Here is a 17,438-nt window from a genome sequence, read left to right as displayed (position 1 = left end):
GGCCGTGCGCGATGGGCTGCGGCTATCTCGCGGTGTCGTCACCGAAGAGGTCGCTCGGGCGGAGTCCTAAGGCGTCGGCGAGGAGGAGCAGGTCTTCCAGCGTGGGGACGCGCTGCGCGTACTCCCAGCGGTGGATGGTCCGGTGGTCCCGGCCGATGTGGTCACCGAGCTGTATTTGGGTGAGGCCGGCGTGCTGGCGCGCTGCGCGGATGCGTGCCCCGATCTCCCGGCGGCGGGTGAGCACCCAGTCGGGCATCGGGTCGAGTGGCACCTACCCACGCTGTAACGATCTTGCTCGCTTGTCTTTGCCTGGCCGGGCAAATTTGATGATCTTGCGGTGGACAGCTTCACAGACACCGCCCGCCCCCACTGCCACGGGGTGGGCGGCAAGGAGCGGCCGGTGGGGCGTTACGCGTCTCCGCCCCTTTCGGCCGTTAGACGCCACGACTTGGTCAAGGCGTCCCGCCCCGGGTGCACCAGCGCCCGGGGCGGTCTACGTTGGTACACAGAAGGGCCCCCGTCGGCGACTGCGACGGGGGCCCTCCGCCTGCTCGGGCCGGCCTCCCCGCCAGCACCGTTCAGGACTACGGAGCGCGCGTCTCAGGCGCGCGTGGGGAGACGCACCTGCCCGCTCCGTCGCCTCACTGTACGTGGCCTGTGCAATAAGTCCAGCCCCTCGCGTGATCGATCACGCGGACAAGATCATTGGGGATTGTGGACTCTTTGTGGACTCGCCACGCGAAGAGGCCCCGCACCCCTGAGGGTGCGGAGCCTCTGACCTGCGCGTTAAACCCGGTGGAGCCTAGGGGAGTCGAACCCCTGACATCCGCCATGCAAAGACGGCGCTCTACCAACTGAGCTAAGGCCCCGGGAAGGCAGCGACCGGCCGGGTGGATCGGGTTCCGGCGGGTGCCGCAGACCAGAGTACCGGGTCACCCCCCGTATCCCGCAAAAAGATTGGGGGTCCCCGTGGATGACCACTCTCCGTAAGATGCTCGACGTGGTTCGCTACAGCGAACCGCGGTTTTCAGGGGAAGCGATGGGGAGACGCAATGGACGCCGCACAGCAGGAAGCCACCGCGAGAGCGCGGGAGCTGCAGCGGAACTGGTACGGGGAGCCGTTGGGGGCGCTCTTCCGCAAGCTCATCGACGATCTCGGGCTGAACCAGGCCCGGCTCGCGGCGGTCCTCGGCCTGTCTGCCCCGATGCTCTCCCAGCTGATGAGCGGCCAGCGCGCGAAGATCGGCAACCCCGCCGTCGTCCAGCGGGTGCAGTTGCTGCAGGAGTTGGCGTCCCAGGTCGCGGACGGCAGCGTCAGCGCCGCCGAGGCGACCGAGCGCATGGAGGAGATCAAGAAGTCGCAAGGGGGATCCGTGCTCAGCAACACCACCCAGACCACCGGCGGCTCGGGGGCGCCCACGGTCAAGCGCGTGGTCCGGGAGATCCAGTCGCTGCTGCGCTCGGTGGCCGCCGCGGGCGACATCATCGACGCCGCCGACGCCCTCGCGCCGAGCCACCCCGAACTCGCCGAGTTCCTCCGCGTCTACGGCGCCGGCCGCACCGCCGACGCCGTCGCGCACTACCAGTCCCACCAGAACTGAACCGCGGGCCGGTTCACCACCGGGGCTGATCCGGCCGGCGCACGGGGCACAGGGCACCAGCGGGGGCGCACAGGGCCAGGAGGAGGAGCGGCGGCTGCCATGGGTGAGGTCTTCGCCGGCCGGTACGAGCTGGCCGACCCGATCGGACGCGGTGGCGTGGGCGCCGTATGGCGGGCCTGGGACCACCGCCGGCGGCGTTACGTGGCCGCGAAGGTCCTCCAGCAGAGCGACGCCCACTCCCTGCTCCGCTTCGTCCGGGAGCAGGGCCTGCGCATCGACCACCCGCACGTCCTCGCCCCGGCCAGCTGGGCCGCCGACGACGACAAGGTGCTGTTCACCATGGACCTGGTCACCGGCGGCTCCCTGGTCCGCCTGGTCGGCGACTACGGCCCCCTTCCGCCCGCCTTCGTGTGCACGCTGCTCGACCAGTTGCTGTCCGGGCTCGGCGCCGTCCACGCCGAGGGTGTCGTCCACCGGGACGTCAAGCCCGCCAACGTCCTCCTCGAAGCCACCGGCACCGGCCGCCCCCGGCTCAGGCTGTCCGACTTCGGCATCGCCATGCGGCTCGGCGACCCCCGGCTGACGGAGACCAACCTCGTGGTGGGGACGCCCGGTTACCTCGCCCCGGAGCAGCTGCTCGGCGCCGAACCCGACTTCCCGGCCGACCTGTTCGCCGTGGGCCTGGTCGCCCTCTACCTCCTCGAAGGCGCCAAGCCGGACACCAAGGAACTGGTGCGGTACTTCCTGGAGCACGGCACGCCCGGCCCGCCCAAGGGCATCCCAAAACCCCTCTGGGGGGTGGTCTCCTCGCTGCTCCAGCCCGATCCGGCACGCCGTTTCCGTACGGCCACGGGGGCGCGCAAGGCGCTCGCCGCCGCCGCGGAACTCCTGCCGGAGCCGGGCCCGGACGACGAACTCATCGAAATCTTCGACCAACTCGGGCCCCTGCCGCCCGGTTTCACGCTCGACGGCCCCCTCCGGCAGGCCTCCGGCGTGGCCTTGGCACCGGTCCCGGGGGCCACCTCGGAAACGGCCTCCCCAAGCGCCCCGGAAGAGGCCCCGCAGACCGGTACGGGTACCGGCCCGGGCCCGAGTCCCCGTACGGACACGAGCCCCACCGGTTCCCCGTCGGACACCGGAAGCTTCCATCTGCCCCCGCCCCTCCCGCCCGCTCCCGCGACCCCGCCCCCCTTCCCGGTGCCGGGACCGGTGCCGGGGCCCCCGCCGGTCCCGCCCGTGGACACGGTCACCGCCGCCTACACCGCCCGCGATCCCCATCCGGCGCCCCCCGCGCCATCCCTCCCGGTGCCGTCACCCGCGCCCGGCCGGCGGCACCGGGCGCGACGCGCGCCGCGTCGTCCCGGGCCGCCGGCGAAGGCCGTGCTCCCGATCCTGCTGCTGGCGCTCGTCTGCTACGCGGTGGGCTTCTGGGCGCTGACCCGCCTCTGAGCGGGCCGCCCGGCCGTCACCGGGTCCGGGTGTGCGCCCGCCGGGCCGCCACCGTCCAGCCGCCGAGGACCAGCAGCAGCGCGGTCCCCGTGCCGATCCCGCCGACGGCGACCAGCCGCAGCGTCCCGTCGCCGTTCCGCCCGCCGTCTCCCGGCCCCGTGTCCGCGCCCGTGGCCCCGGGCGCGAAGCCCCCGGTCAGCGCGGCGGCACGGTCCTGACCGGTGACCGTGAAGACGTCCTTCGGCACCGGGACGCCGTCGTACCCGGGGCCCGCGTGGGCCCGGCCGTCCACCCGCACCCGCAGCGTCACGTCGTACGGCCCCGGCCCGAACGGCTCGGCCAGCCGGGTGCTGAGGTGGACGACGAGGTAGTAGTCACCGGCGAACCGTACGGAGGTCACCCCGGCCGGGACGGCGTACCGGTTGGCGTACTCCACCGGCGGCAGCGGCCGCAGGGCGGTGTGCCTGGCGGTGCCGGTGTAACCGGCGGAGGCGGCGTCGACCAGGGCGCGGACGGGGTTGTGGAGGGAGAGGGTCAGGGCACCGCCGACATAACCGTGGCCCTGGGCGCCGCCCAGCTCGACGGAGGCGCCCAGCCGTCGGCCCCAGTCCATCGGGACCTTGTAGAACCGGGTCTCGCCCGGTGCGAGCGCCGTCCGCCAGACGCCCGGCCCCAGGGGGCGCGCGGTCGCGAAGCCGGTGCCGCCGGAGCGTTCGCGGGGCCGGCCGGCGGGGGGTTCGGGGGTGGCGGAGTCCCAGGTGCGCGGGGCGGTCGTGGCACCGGCCCGGACCAGGCCCGGTTCCGTCGTGGGCGCGATCTCCAGGTCCCAGCGCCCGCCCCCGTCCGCCGTGCCCGGGGCACCGGCGTCGAGCCGTTCGACGAGCAGGTAGTACGTGCCGCCGCCCTGGCACAGCGCCTTGCCCCGCTCGCGCCGGCCCACGGCCGTGACCGGGCGCGGGCTGATCCCGGCGCCGAAGCGGGCGGAGGCGTAGGAGCAGGAGGTGCCGCCGGCGTCCCGCAGCGAGACACGGATGCCGTCGGTGGCGGAGACGGCGGCGTCCGGCGGCGGTACGGCGGTGACGGGGACGTACGCCGTGTCCGCGGCGGTGAGCCGGAGCCGGTAGTAGAGCCTGGCGTCGCGGGGCAGGGAGCTGCGGTAGGTGTGGCGGGCGTCCAGCGGGACCGCGCCCGCGGTGTCGGGCGCGCCCACGACGCCACGGGCGCCGGGCGCGAAGGCGTAATCCCCCTCGGCCCGCGCGGCGGCGGGCGGACCCGCGGCGGCCCGCACTCCGGCGGACGGACCCGCGGCCCACGCGCCGGCCGGCCGGGCGGCGACGGTCCAGAGCCCCAGCAGCAGGATCGTCACCCCGCACCGGACAGCGCCGGTGTGCCTCCAGCCCCGCACGCGCCCCACCCCCAGTCGTCGGACGGACCACCGCACCGCGGGCTCCATCCTGCCCCGGCCGGCCCTGCGCCATCCGGGCAACGCGTACACCCGTCCGAAACGCCCGGCCCGCCCGGCGCCGCGCCCCGCCCCGCCTACCCCGGCCCGCGGCTCCCCGCAACACGGAACGGCCCCCGGCAACGCAGAACCCCGGCCGCTCGGGCGACCGGGGTCTGTACAGATTCGGTATCGGCTTCGGTACCAGGACTCACGAACCCGTGGGCACGGAGTCAGTCGCCTCCGTCCACAGGTCCTGCTCGGCGCGATCCGCCTGGATCTGGCGGTACACGAGGAGCCCGCCGATGGCGGCCAGTGCGACCAGGAGCAGCTTCTTCACCGCGCGACCTCGTCTTTCCTTGACGTAGGGGACCTCTGGCGCCCGACTATACACACCGACCGATATCGGTCGGTGACCTGCGTCGGCGCCCAACTCCCGCCCCCGGCGGCCCACTAGCCCGGGCCGGGAGCCGCCTCGGCCGGAGCGTGACCGGGCCTCCACGGGCAGTCACTTTGCTCCCTCTTCACTCCCATTCGTCGCCTTTCAGGGCTTTTCTACCCGCTTGCGTCCATACGGGTGGTGTTCATCGGAACATCGACGCGCCACGGGCGTCGGTCCACCACATCGCGGCCCCCATACACATCATGAACAAAGTACGCAAATCGCCCGACCCGAAAGTGAGGGGACCATGACCCGGACCAAGGTCATGAAGCTGTGGACCGCCATCGTCACCGCCTTCCTCGCGCTGTGCACGGCGCTCGGACTCGTCTCCGCCGGCACCGCCACCGCCGCCCCGGCGGGACCCCGGACCGAGACCACCGGAACCGGAACCGGCACCGCGCACCGCACACCCGCGACGATCCCGGCACCACACCACTGGGCCTGGTCCCATGCCAGGGCCCTGCCCCCCACGATGAAGCAGCGGATCCGGGCCGAGGCCCACGGAAAGTCCCCGAGCTGCCGGCACCGGCCGCTGGACGAGACCGGGCAGACCGAGACGGAACTCCAGAAGCAGCCCCGGGCCCGGTCCCGCGACCAGAACGAGGTACCGGCCCCCGACCACGCCCCGGCGGCCCTCGACTGCTGAGCCCCCGCCCCTCACGCAGTACCGCAACGTCTCGACAACAAGGCGACTTGCGTACGCACCAGTCGACACGGAGGACCCCCGGCCGATCCGGCCGGGGGTCTCGCGCTGTTCGCGGGCCGTTGGCGTTCCCGGGCCCGTCGTAGGCCATGCTGGCAGCGACCACACGCCCCGACCGCACGGAAAGGTGGTGAGCGCTGCCGTGACCCGGCGCGTCACCGTAGTCACCGCTGTCCACGGCCCGTCCGCCCGGTTCCTGCCGGACGCGTACGCCTCGCTGCGCGCGCAGCGGCTGCCCGCCGGCTGGGAGTGGGAGTGGATCGTGCGGGAGGACGGCACGACGGACGAGGTCCGCCCGTACGTCCCGGACGACGCGCGCGTCACGTTCTGCCAGGGCCGGCCGGGCGGTCCCGGCGTGGCCCGCACGATCGCGCTGGCCCGCGCCGAGGGCACCTACGTCAAGGTGCTGGACGCCGACGACCGGCTCACCCCGGGCGCGCTCGCCCGCGACCTGGCCGTGCTGGAGGAGCACCCGGCCGTCGGGTGGACCACCTCCCGCGTCCTGGACCTGCTGCCCGACGGCTCCACGGCCGGCTTCCCCGGCGATCCCGACGAGGGCCCGGTCGAACGCGGCACGGTCCTCGACCGCTGGCAGCGCGGCGGCTTCCGCCTGCCGGTCCATCCGGCGACCCTGTGCGTCCGGCGCGACCTGCTGCTCGCCCTCGGCGGCTGGATGGCGCTGCCGGCCTCCGAGGACACCGGGCTGCTGCTGGCGCTGGACGCGGTGAGCCGCGGCTGGTTCTCGGCCCAGGCCGGTCTGCTGTACCGCAAGTGGGACGGGCAGGTCACCGGCCAGGCGGCCCATGTCGACCCCGCCGAGCGGGCGGCCCGCACGGCGGTCGCCCAGGCCCGGGCCCGCGCGCTCGCCGGCCTCGGCTGGACCTGGCCGCCGACGCCGCCGGCCGCCCCGGCACCCGCGTGAGGGCCCGTTACCCGAGCACGATGGCCTGCGCGGGGCACGCCTCGGCCGCCGCCCGCACCGCCTCGCGTATCCCCGGATCACCGAGGGCGTCGGCGCTCCGGGGGCGTACGACGCCGTAGCCGTCCTCGAACGCGAACAGGGCCGGCACCCGGTGGGCGCACTCGGCCGAGCCGTAGCACCGGGAGCGGTCGACCGAGACCTCCACGCGTCCTCCAGCCGTCGGCGGTGGCCTTCAGGACGTCACTGCCCGCCGGACCGCCCGCCCAACCGCCCGCGGGGGCCCGTGGCCGGCGGTGACCGGAGTCGTGGTCATGCCGTCGGATCTCCCGCCCGCCCGGCACCGGTCCCTCCCCTCGCGGGGACCGGTGCCGAACGGTGCGGGAACATCGACCCACGCCATGTCGGCGCGGCGCGGATCGAAGTACGGGGACGGATTCCGGGCGCCCGCGGCTCAGCCGCCGGGCGCGGCACAGGTTGGCCGAATTTGACCGAGAACGTACGGCGCCATGGGCGCTCTCTCCGAGCACCGAGCCGGTGGCCTGTCCGGACGGTGTGTGACGGGTCCGCTACCGGGTTCGGATCCTGCCATTTGTCACCGCCCGTGGGGAGGTTCCGGACCCTGGTCCACCCCTTAACCGCAGGTCAGACGTATAGGGTGAGTTTTCCGGTCCGGACGTCCAGCACGCGGGGGAAGTAAGGGGTGGAACCTTGAGTTCCGACTCAGGGGCACGCACAGCCTTCGCCGAGCGGCTCGCGCTGCTCTACAAGGAGGCCGGAAATCCTCCCCTCAAGAGCGTCGCCCAGGCGGTCGTACGGCTCCAGCGGGTCGACGAGCGCGGGCGGCCCGTACGGGTGTCCGCGCAGCGGATCAGCGACTGGCGGCGGGCCCGGAACGTACCGGCCCAGTTCACCGCCCTCGCGGCGGTCCTGCACATCCTGATCCCGGAGGCCCGGCGGCTGCGGCCCACTCCGGTCTCCGCCGGCCTGTACGACCCGGCCCACTGGCAGCGGCTGTGGGAGCTGGCCGTGGCCGGTCCGGCCGGCGACCGGGCCGCGCCGCCCGCGGAGGAGAACCGGCGGCCCCCGGCGCAGGCGCCGCCGGTCGCCGGGGGCGTGTGCCCGTACCGCGGGCTGGCGCCGTACCGGCGGGAGGACGCCCGGTGGTTCTTCGGCCGGGAGCGCAGCACCCAGGCCCTCGTCGCCCAGCTCCGCGCCGCCGAGCGGTCCGGCGGACTGATCATGCTGGTCGGCGCCTCCGGGGCGGGGAAGTCGTCCCTGCTCAACGCCGGCCTCGTCCCCGCGATCCGGGGCGGCGCCCTGACCGAGGCCGGTGCCGACCGGACCGGTCCGACGGCCGACGCCGGCACTCGCTCGGCCGGCCCGGCGGCCGGTGCCCCTGCCGGCCCGGGCCACCCGACGGCCGACGGTACGGGCCCCGCCCGGCGGGGCACGCCCACGCCCCGCAGCGCCGCCGCCCGGACCGACGAGCCCGCAGCCTCCTCGGGGGCCCCCTCCGAAAACCCTCCCGAGTCCCCCGGCTTCCCCCAGACCCCCGACCCGGTCCACCCGCTCGTCCCCGGCGCCGACCCGCTGGGCGAACTGGTCCGCCGGATCCCCGAGCTGGCCCACGTCGCCGGCGAGGCGCGCCGGGCCGAGCGGGAGGCCGCACGGAACCCGGCGCTGCCGGGCAGCGACGCCCCGCACCTCACCCGGGCCGTACGCGCGGCCGTCGCGGCCTGGGCGCGCCGCGCCTGCGCCCCGGACACCCGGCCGGTCCTCATCGTCGACCAGTTCGAGGAGGCGTTCACCCTCTGCGCCGACGAGGCGGACCGGCGCACCTTCATCCAGTTCCTGCACGCGGCCTGCACTCCGCCCGCCGGCTCCGCCGGGCCCGCCCCGGTCCGGGTCGTCCTCGGCATACGGGCCGACTTCTACGAGCAGTGCCTCGGCTACCCGGAACTGGCCGACGCGCTCCAGCACCGGCATATGGTGCTCGGCCCGCTGACCAGCGCCGAGCTGCGCGAGGCGGTGACCGGCCCGGCCAAGGCGGTGGGCCTGGAGCTGGAGCCGGGTCTCGCGGAGCTGATCGTGCGCGAGGTCAGCGCCGACGGCCCGCGCGGGGCGCACGACGCGGGCGTGCTGCCACTGCTGTCGCACGCCCTGCTGGCCACCTGGCAGCGCCGCAAGGCCGGGCGGCTGACGCTGGCCGGCTACCGCGCGGCGGGCGGCATCCAGGGCGCGGTGGCGGCGACCGCCGAGCGGGCCTGGTCCGGTCTGGACCCGGCGGCCCGGGCCGCCGCCCGGCTGTTGCTGCTGCGGCTGGTCCGGCTGGGCGAGGACACCCAGGCCACCCGGCGGCGCGGCACCCGGCGCCAGCTCGCCGAGGAGTCCGCGGATCCCGGCAAGACCGAGGAGTCGCTGGAGGCCCTGGTGCGGGCCCGGCTGGTGACGCTGGACGCGGACACCGTGGAGATCACCCACGAGGCGCTGCTGCACGCCTGGCCCCGGCTGCGGCACTGGATCGACGAGGGCCGCGGCGACCATCTGCTGCGCCAGCGCCTGGAGGAGGACGGCCGGGCCTGGGAGGACTCGGACCGGGACAACTCGCTGCTGTACCGGGGGTCGCGGCTGGAGCAGGCCCGCAGCTGGGCCCGGTCGGCCGGGGACACGTATCTGACGCGCAGCGCGATGGAGTTCCTGGCCGCCTCGGTCCGGCTGCGCAAGCGGACGGTGTGGCTGAGCCGGGCCGCGGTGGCGGCGCTGGTGGTGCTGGCCCTGCTGGCCGCCGGGTCCGCCGTGATCGCCTGGAAGCAGCGCGACGACGCCGAGTTCGCGCAGGTGCTCGCCGAGGCCGACCGGGTCCAGCACAGCGATCCGTCGCTGGCCGCCCAGCTCGACCTGGTCGCGCACCAGCTGCGCCCCGGTGACGAGGGCACGTACAGCCGCCTGCTCTCGATCGTGAACGCGCCGCTGGCCACCCCGCTGTCCGGCCACACCGGTGCCGTCTACCTCACCTCCTTCAGCCCGGACGGCCGCACCCTGGCCACGGCCAGCTACGACCGCACGATCCGGCTGTGGAACGTCGCCGACCCGCACCGCCCGGCCCCGCTCGGCAGGCCGCTGACCGGCCACACCAGCTGGGTGAGCAGCGCGGTGTTCAGCCCCGACGGGCGCACCCTGGCCTCGGCCGGGGACGACGGCACGGTCCGGCTGTGGGACATGGCCGACCGGAGCCGGCCCCGGCCGCTCGGCAAGCCGCAGGCCGGCCACCGCGGCACGATCTACCTGGTGGCGTTCAGCCCGGACGGCCGCACCCTGGCCACGGCCGGCGAGGACAGCACCGTACGGCTGTGGGACCTGGCCGATCCGCGCCGGCCGCGCCCGCTCAGGACGCTGCGCGGGCACACGGCCGCGGTGCGCTGCGTGGCCTTCAGCCCGGACGGACGCACGCTCGCCACCGGCGGCGACGACGACACGATCCGGTTGTGGGACGTCGCCGACCGGAACCGGCCGAGGCCGCTCACGACGCTGCGCGGGCACACGGACCTGGTGCACTCGGTGGCCTTCCGCCCCGACGGGCGCACCCTGGCCAGCGGCAGCGCGGACGACACCATCCGGCTGTGGGACGTGCGCCGCCCCGGCCGCGCGACGGCGCTCGGCTCCCCGCTGACGGGTCACACCGGCCCGATCTGGTCGGTGGCGTTCAGTCCCGACGGCGGCCGGCTGGCCGCCGCGAGCGCGGACAGCACGGCGAGCCTGTGGAACGTCGCCGACCCGGCGGCCCCGTCCCAGGTCGGCGAGCCGCTCGCGGGCAGCAGCGGGGAGATGTACGCGCTGGGGTTCCGCCCGGACGGCCGTACCCTCGCCACCGGCAGCGGGGACGGCAAGGTGCGGCTGTGGTCGGTGCCGACCTCGGACATGGTCGGCCGGAGCGGGGCGTTCCGGCCGGACGGCCGGGTGCTGGCCACGGCCGCCCGGGACGGCAGGCTGCGGCTGTGGAACGTGACGCGGCCCGGCCGGCCCGTACCGCTGGGCAAGCCGTTCATGCGGGCGGACGGCGACCAGCGCTCGCTCGTGTTCTCGCCCGACGGCCGCGTCCTGGCCGTCCTCACCGGTGTCCGCACGGTGTACCTGTGGGACGTCTCCGACCCCGCGCACCCGGTCGCCGCGGGCCCGCCGCTGACCCTGCGGACCCGCTTCATGGGCCCCGACGCGCTGGCCTACAGCCCGGACGGGCACACCCTGGCCACCGCCTACGACGACCGCACCGTCCAGCTGTGGGACGTCTCCGACCCGGCCCGCGCCGTACGCCTCGGCAAGCCGCTCACCGGCCACCGCGGCTATGTCAACGCGCTCGCCTTCAGCCCGGACGGGCGCACCCTGGCCAGCGGCGGCGCGGACAGCGCGATCCGGCTGTGGGACGTCACCGACCCCGCGCACGCCGCCCCGCTGGGCGAGCCGCTGACCGAGCACTCGGGCCCCGTGAACGCGCTCGCCTTCAGCGCGGACGGGCAGACCCTGGCCAGCGGCAGCGACGACGACTCGGTCCGCCTGTGGAACGTCGCCGAGCCCCGGCACGCCGAGCCGCTCGGCAGGCCGCTCACCGGTCACAGCGAGGCGGTGACGTCCCTGACGTTCAGCACCGTGGGCCACACCCTGGCCAGCGGCGGCAACGACAACACGGTCCGCCTGTGGAACGTCGCCGACCCGGCCGGGGCGACCCCGATCGGCCAGTCGATGAGCCCCAACGCCAAGACGGGCAACTTCCTCTCCTTCAGCCCCAACAGCCACGTCCTCGGCGTCTCCAGCGGCACGGACACGGTCCGCCTGTGGAACCTGGACGCGCAGACGGCGATCCGCCACATCTGCGCGGTCACCCGGGGCGTCCTGACGAAGGAGCGCTGGCACGAGTACCTGTCGCGCCTCTCCTACGACCCCCCGTGCGGTCGATGACCGGCCAACCTGCCTGATTCATCCTGGACTTGGCCCCACACAACCGACAACCTTGTTACCCTTGGCCATAGCCCGATCGCTGGTGCATCCCCCGTCGCCAGCGGTCGGGCATCCCCATGTCCGGGCCTACCCCCGGCCACCTCCGCACCCTCCACCCCCTGAACAGCAGAAGACCCCCGGCCCATCGGACCGGGGGTCTTCTCGCTGGTGGGGCTAACAGGATTTGAACCTGTGGCCTCATCCTTATCAGGGATGCGCTCTAACCAACTGAGCTATAGCCCCGCCGCGCCGTGCGGTGTGTGTCCCGCGCGCTGACTCCTGAAGATTAGCGCACGACACCGCCAGTCCCAAAATCGGTTGTCGGGGGACCGTCACGACGCCGCTGGTCGGGGCGTCACTCGTCCTCCGCGAGGGTCAGCTCGATGCCGCCCACGAAGCCCGCGGAGAGGTTGTAGATGAACGCGCCGAGGGTCGCCAGCGCGGTCGCCAGGACCACGTCGATCACCGCGATGACCGAGGTGAAGGTCAGGACGTGCGGGAGGGACAGGAACGCCTGGAGGTCGAAGCCGTTGGCCTCGTTGGAGCCGGTCGCCTCCGAGATCGTGCCGCCGACCGTCGAGAACACCCCCATCGCGTCCATGACCATCCACAGCACCGCCGAGGCGACGATCGTGCAGATGCCGAACGCGATGGACAGCAGGAAGCTGACCTTCATCACCGACCACGGGTCGGCCTTGGCCACCCGCAGCCGCGCCTTGCGGGTCCGCGGCGCCGTCAGCCGTACACCCGTGCGCGGCTTGCGCATGGCGTCCTGTGCCGGATAGGCCTGCGGCGGGTGGTACGGGCCGTCGGGCTGCTCCGGGTGCCGCTCGCCGGGCAGCGGCGACGCCGCCCGTGCCTCGCCGGCCGCGGCCGGGCCTCGGGTGTCCGTCACCGTTCCCCCCTGGGGTCCAGACGTACGGGAAGAGTCCGTCTCGGACGCCTTCACCGGCTTCAGATTGGTCGTGTGCGGGTCGCTCGCACTTGCCGTACGCGCGGCGGAGCCACGGCCGCCGCCGTCCGTTTCCGTACCCGTGGAGGTACCGGCCGATCCGGCGCCCGTGGCTCCGCTCACGATGACTCTCTCCTCGTGCTACTCGGCCGAGGGTGCCTCACCCTCGTCCGTGCCGGTGGTCCCGGCATCCTCGGCGGTCTCGTCCACGGCCACGTCGCCGTCGACTTCCTCCGCCTCGCGCCCGGCCTCGGCGTTACGTGCGATACCGACCACGGCATCGCGCTTGCCCAGGTTGATCAGTTGGACGCCCATCGTGTCACGGCCCGTCTCCCTGATCTCGTTGACTCGCGTACGAATCACACCGCCGGAGAGGGTGATCGCGAGGATCTCGTCGTGCTCCTCGACAATCAGCGCGCCGACGAGCGAACCACGGTCCTCCACGATCTTGGCGGCCTTGATACCGAGGCCGCCGCGGCCCTGGACGCGGTACTCGTCGACGGCGGTCCGCTTCGCGTACCCACCGTCGGTGGCAGTGAAGACGAACGTACCGGGTCGCACGACATTCATCGAGAGAAGCTCGTCGCCCTCGCGGAAACTCATCCCCTTGACGCCGGAGGTGGCGCGGCCCATCGGGCGAAGGGAGTCGTCCGAGGCGGTGAACCGGATCGACTGCGCCTTCTTGCTGATCAGCAGCAGATCGTCCGCGGCGGAGACCAGCTCGGCACCGATCAGCTCGTCGTCGCCGCCGTCCTCGCGCTCACGCAGGTTGATCGCGATGACACCGCCGGAGCGGGGCGAATCGTAATCCTTCAGTGGCGTCTTCTTGACCAGACCGGACTTGGTCGCCAGCACCAGGTACGGCGCCGCCTCGTAGTCCCGGATCGCGAGGATCTCGGCGATCGCCTCGTCCGGCTGGAAGGCCAGCAGGTTCGCCACGTGCTGACCGCGCGCGTCCCGGCCGGCCTCGGGCAGCTCGTACGCCTTCGCCCGGTACACCCGGCCCTTGTTGGTGAAGAACAGCAGCCAGTGGTGCGTGGTGGAGACGAAGAAGTGGTCGACGATGTCGTCTTCCTTCAGCTTCGCGCCGCGCACGCCCTTGCCGCCGCGCTTCTGCGCACGGTAGTCGTCCGTCTTCGTCCGCTTGACGTAACCGCCGCGCGTGACGGTGACGACGATGTCCTCCTCGGCGATCAGGTCCTCGATGGACATGTCGCCCTCGTACGGGATCAGCTTGGTCTGGCGGTCGTCGCCGTACTTCTCGACGATCGCGGCCAGCTCGTCGCTGACGATCCCGCGCTGGCGGACCGGCGAGGCCAGGATCTCGTTGTACTCGTTGATCTTCGCCTGGAGCTCGTCGTGCTCCTGGACGATCTTCTGCCGCTCCAGGGCCGCCAGGCGCCGCAGCTGCATCTCGAGGATCGCGTTGGCCTGGATCTCGTCGATCTCCAGCAGGCCCATCAGGCCGCTGCGCGCGATGTCGACGGTGTCGCTGCGCCGGATCAGCGCGATGACCTCGTCGATGGCGTCCAGGGCCTTCAGCAGGCCGCGCAGGATGTGCGCCCGCTCCTCGGCCTTGCGCAGCCGGAACTTCGTCCGGCGGACGACGACCTCGATCTGGTGCGTCACCCAGTGCCGGATGAACGCGTCCAGCGAGAGGGTGCGCGGCACGCCGTCCACCAGCGCCAGCATGTTGGCACCGAAGTTCGTCTGCAGGTCGGTGTGCTTGTACAGGTTGTTCAGCACGACCTTGGCGACCGCGTCCCGCTTCAGGACGATCACCAGGCGCTGGCCCGTACGGGACGACGTCTCGTCGCGGACGTCCGCGATGCCGCCGATCTTGCCGTCCTTCACCAGGTCGGCGATCTTCTGCGCCAGGTTGTCGGGGTTCACCTGGTACGGCAGCTCGGTGACCACCAGGCACTGGCGGCCCTGGATCTCCTCGACCTCGACCACCGCGCGCATCGTGATGGAGCCGCGCCCGGTGCGGTACGCCTCCTCGATGCCCTTGCGGCCGACCACGAGCGCGCCGGTCGGGAAGTCCGGGCCCTTGATGCGCTCCATGAGCGCGTCCAGCAGTTCCTCGTGGGAGACCTCCGGGTTCTCCAGGTACCACTGGGCGCCGGCCGCGACCTCGCGCAGGTTGTGCGGCGGGATGTTGGTCGCCATGCCGACCGCGATGCCGGCCGAGCCGTTGATCAGCAGGTTCGGGAAGCGGGCCGGCAGGACGGTCGGCTCCTGGGAGCGGCCGTCGTAGTTGTCCGTGAAGTCGACGGTCTCCTCGTCGATGTCGCGGACCATCTCCATCGACAGCGGCGCCATCTTGCACTCGGTGTACCGCATGGCCGCCGCCGGGTCGTTGCCCGGGGAGCCGAAGTTGCCGTTGGAGTCCACCAGCGGCATCCGCATCGACCACGGCTGGGCGAGGCGCACCAGGGCGTCGTAGATGGAGGAGTCGCCGTGCGGGTGGTAGTTGCCCATGACGTCGCCGACGACACGGGCGCACTTGTAGAAGCCGCGCTCGGGGCGGTAGCCGCCGTCGTACATCGCGTACAGCACACGGCGGTGGACGGGCTTGAGGCCGTCCCGGACGTCCGGCAGCGCGCGGGAGACGATGACGGACATCGCGTAGTCGAGGTACGAGCGCTGCATCTCCGTCTCGAGCCCGACGGGCTCGACACGCATCACGAGTTCGCCGCCCTCTTCCGGGGTGACGGGAGTGTTCTCGTCGGCCATTGCTGGTGAAGATCCTTCCTGGTGCGGTCAGCTGAGACCGACTCAGATGTCGAGGAAGCGGACGTCCTTGGCGTTGCGCTGGATGAACTGGCGGCGGGCCTCCACGTCCTCGCCCATGAGGACCGAGAACAGGTCGTCGGCCTGGGCGGCGTCGTCGAGGGTGACCTGGCCGAGGACCCGGTGCTCCTGGTCCATGGTGGTCACGCGCAGCTCCTCGGCGTTCATCTCGCCGAGACCCTTGAAGCGCTGGATGGAGTCCTCGCGGACGCGCTTGCCGCGCTGGCGGCCCATCTCGATCAGCGCGTCGCGCTCGCGGTCCGAGTAGGCGTACTCCACGTCGTCCCGGCCCCACTTGATCTTGTACAGCGGCGGGCGGGACAGGTACACGTGCCCGGCCTCGACCAGCGGCCGCATGAAGCGGAACAGGAAGGTCAGCAGCAGGGTGCTGATGTGCTGGCCGTCGACGTCGGCGTCCGCCATCAGTATGATCTTGTGGTAGCGGAGCTTCTCGATGTCGAAGTCCTCGTGCACGCCGGTGCCGAAGGCCGAGATCAGCGCCTGGATCTCCTGGTTCTGCAGGATCTTGTCGATCCGCGCCTTCTCGACGTTCAGGATCTTGCCGCGGATCGGGAGGATCGCCTGGTACTGCGGGTTCCGGCCGGACTTGGCCGAGCCGCCGGCGGAGTCGCCCTCGACGATGAAGATCTCGCACTTGGCCGGGTCGTTGGACTGGCAGTCGGCCAGCTTGCCCGGCAGCGACGCCGTCTCCAGCAGGCCCTTGCGGCGGGTCAGGTCGCGCGCCTTGCGGGCCGCCACGCGCGCGGTGGCCGCCTGGATGCCCTTGCGGATGATGTCCGCGGCCTCGACCGGGTTGCGGTCCAGCCAGTCGTTGAGGTGTTCGTAGACCGCCTTCTGCACGAAGGTCTTGGCCTCCGTGTTGCCCAGCTTGGTCTTCGTCTGGCCCTCGAACTGCGGCTCGCTCAGCTTGACCGAGATGATCGCGGTCAGGCCCTCGCGGATGTCGTCGCCGGTGAGGTTGTCGTCCTTCTCGCGGAGCAGCTTCTTGTCGCGCGCGTACTTGTTGATCAGGCTGGTCAGGGCCGCGCGGAAGCCCTCTTCGTGGGTGCCGCCCTCGTGGGTGTGGATGATGTTCGCGAAGGAGTACACGCCCTCGCTGTATCCGCTGTTCCACTGCATGGCGACCTCGAGGGACAGGCTCTTGTCCTTGTCCTCGGCCTCCAGCGAGACGACCGTCGGGTGCACCGCGTCTCCCTTGCGGGAGTTGAGGTACTTCACGAAGTCGACGATGCCGCCCTCGTAGTGGTACGTGACGGTCTTGACCTCGGCCTTCTCGTCCGCGCCCGCCTCGTCCGCGCCGGCGACCGCCTTCGCCGACTCGCGCTCGTCGGTGAGCCGGATCGTCAGGCCCTTGTTGAGGAACGCCATCTCCTGGAAACGCCGGGACAGCGTCTCGAAGGAGTACTCGGTGGTCTCGAAGATCTCCGGGTCGGCCCAGAAGGTGACCGACGTGCCGGTCTCCTCGGTCGCCTCGTGCTTGACCAGCGGGGCCGTCGGCACGCCCATCTTGTAGTCCTGCGTCCAGCGGTGCCCGTCGGTCCTCACCTCGACGGCGACCTTCGTGGACAGCGCGTTCACCACGGACACGCCCACACCGTGCAGACCGCCGGAGACGGCGTACCCGCCGCCGCCGAACTTGCCGCCCGCGTGCAGCACGGTGAGCACGACCTCGACGGCCGGCTTGCCCTCGGAGGGCACGATGCCCACCGGGATGCCGCGGCCGTTGTCGATCACGCGCACGCCGCCGTCGGCGAGGATGGTCACGTCGATGGTGTCCGCGTAACCGGCCAGCGCCTCGTCGACCGAGTTGTCGACGACCTCGTACACCAGGTGGTGCAGGCCGCGCTCGCCCGTGGAGCCGATGTACATGCCGGGCCGCTTGCGGACCGCGTCCAGCCCTTCGAGCACGGTGATGGCGCTGGCGTCGTAGGAGGCGGAGGCCGTGCCGGTCTCGGCGGCCTCGGCGTTCACGCCGGCGTCGGTGGACGGGATGTTCTCGTTGGGGTTGCCGGAATCGGCCACGAAGCGCCCTTTCTGGCACAGCACGAGCCGGGCTCGGCGGCAGGTTGCCGGAGCGGCTGCGGCATGTTGCGTTGGTAAGCCTTGATCAGCGTTGCTCAGC

At 72.7% G+C, this 17,438-nt stretch carries 12 protein-coding genes and 2 tRNA genes; 5 read left to right on the top strand and 9 right to left on the bottom strand.

Annotated elements, in window-relative coordinates; all coding sequences use genetic code 11:
• Positions 1-22: 22 nt before the first annotated feature.
• Together ACZ4W9_RS20835 and ACZ4W9_RS20830 are read right to left on the bottom strand one after the other, a co-directional pair.
• Positions 23-271, bottom strand: coding sequence for a helix-turn-helix domain-containing protein (locus ACZ4W9_RS20835; protein ID WP_467937827.1), 249 nt, complete (start codon positions 269-271; stop codon positions 23-25).
• A 525-nt stretch (positions 272-796) separates the two neighbouring features.
• Positions 797-869, bottom strand: a tRNA-Ala gene (locus ACZ4W9_RS20830).
• Positions 870-1,052: 183 nt separating this feature from the next.
• On the opposite strand from ACZ4W9_RS20830, the gene ACZ4W9_RS20825 reads away from it, so the two are divergent.
• Both ACZ4W9_RS20825 and ACZ4W9_RS20820 read left to right on the top strand, forming a co-directional pair.
• Complete coding sequence (locus ACZ4W9_RS20825; RefSeq protein WP_467937825.1) at positions 1,053-1,601, top strand: helix-turn-helix domain-containing protein; 549 nt, start codon at positions 1,053-1,055, stop codon at positions 1,599-1,601.
• A gap of 99 nt (positions 1,602-1,700) precedes the next feature.
• Positions 1,701-3,050, top strand: a complete 1,350-nt coding sequence (locus ACZ4W9_RS20820; RefSeq protein ID WP_467937823.1) for a serine/threonine-protein kinase — start codon at positions 1,701-1,703, stop codon at positions 3,048-3,050.
• Between the two features lie 16 nt (positions 3,051-3,066).
• Here the strand turns inward: ACZ4W9_RS20820 and ACZ4W9_RS20815 are convergent, their stop codons facing one another.
• Together ACZ4W9_RS20815 and ACZ4W9_RS20810 are read right to left on the bottom strand one after the other, a co-directional pair.
• Positions 3,067-4,416 (bottom strand): hypothetical protein, encoded by a 1,350-nt coding sequence (locus ACZ4W9_RS20815; protein WP_467937821.1) that lies wholly within the window; start codon positions 4,414-4,416, stop codon positions 3,067-3,069.
• Between the two features lie 286 nt (positions 4,417-4,702).
• On the bottom strand, positions 4,703-4,831 hold the full coding sequence (locus ACZ4W9_RS20810) for a DLW-39 family protein (protein WP_003999697.1): 129 nt from the start codon (positions 4,829-4,831) through the stop codon (positions 4,703-4,705).
• Between the two features lie 349 nt (positions 4,832-5,180).
• Between ACZ4W9_RS20810 and ACZ4W9_RS20805 the strand changes: the two genes are divergently transcribed.
• On the top strand, positions 5,181-5,579 hold the full coding sequence (locus tag ACZ4W9_RS20805) for a DUF6344 domain-containing protein (protein WP_467937819.1): 399 nt from the start codon (positions 5,181-5,183) through the stop codon (positions 5,577-5,579).
• A 187-nt stretch (positions 5,580-5,766) separates the two neighbouring features.
• A complete protein-coding gene (locus tag ACZ4W9_RS20800; protein WP_467937817.1) occupies positions 5,767-6,558 on the top strand; it encodes a glycosyltransferase family 2 protein in 792 nt (263 codons plus the stop codon).
• Positions 6,559-6,565: 7 nt separating this feature from the next.
• Here ACZ4W9_RS20800 and ACZ4W9_RS20795 read toward each other — a convergent pair whose 3' ends face one another.
• A complete protein-coding gene (locus tag ACZ4W9_RS20795; protein ID WP_467937815.1) occupies positions 6,566-6,763 on the bottom strand; it encodes a ferredoxin in 198 nt (65 codons plus the stop codon).
• 503 nt (positions 6,764-7,266) lie between these two features.
• On the opposite strand from ACZ4W9_RS20795, the gene ACZ4W9_RS20790 reads away from it, so the two are divergent.
• Positions 7,267-11,511 carry an nSTAND1 domain-containing NTPase gene (locus ACZ4W9_RS20790; RefSeq protein WP_467937812.1) on the top strand — a complete coding sequence of 1,415 codons (4,245 nt, stop codon included), beginning with the start codon at positions 7,267-7,269 and terminating at the stop codon, positions 11,509-11,511.
• Positions 11,512-11,716: 205 nt separating this feature from the next.
• Here ACZ4W9_RS20790 and ACZ4W9_RS20785 read toward each other — a convergent pair.
• The 4 genes from ACZ4W9_RS20785 to gyrB form a co-directional block, all read right to left on the bottom strand.
• Positions 11,717-11,793 (bottom strand) — tRNA-Ile (locus ACZ4W9_RS20785).
• Positions 11,794-11,905: 112 nt separating this feature from the next.
• Positions 11,906-12,625, bottom strand: a complete 720-nt coding sequence (locus tag ACZ4W9_RS20780; RefSeq protein ID WP_467937810.1) for a DUF3566 domain-containing protein — start codon at positions 12,623-12,625, stop codon at positions 11,906-11,908.
• 18 nt (positions 12,626-12,643) lie between these two features.
• Complete coding sequence (gyrA, locus tag ACZ4W9_RS20775) at positions 12,644-15,238, bottom strand: DNA gyrase subunit A (protein ID WP_467937808.1); 2,595 nt, start codon at positions 15,236-15,238, stop codon at positions 12,644-12,646.
• Positions 15,239-15,280: 42 nt separating this feature from the next.
• The gene (gene gyrB, locus ACZ4W9_RS20770) at positions 15,281-17,362 is read right to left on the bottom strand and encodes a DNA topoisomerase (ATP-hydrolyzing) subunit B (protein WP_467937806.1); all 2,082 of its coding nucleotides are present in this window, start codon (positions 17,360-17,362) and stop codon (positions 15,281-15,283) included.
• Positions 17,363-17,438 lie beyond the last annotated feature (76 nt).

It is taken from the genome of Streptomyces sp. NPDC029296, from assembly GCF_055569255.1.
The sequence above is the reverse complement of the archived record's forward strand: the minus strand, read 5'-3'. Positions and strand labels throughout refer to the sequence as shown.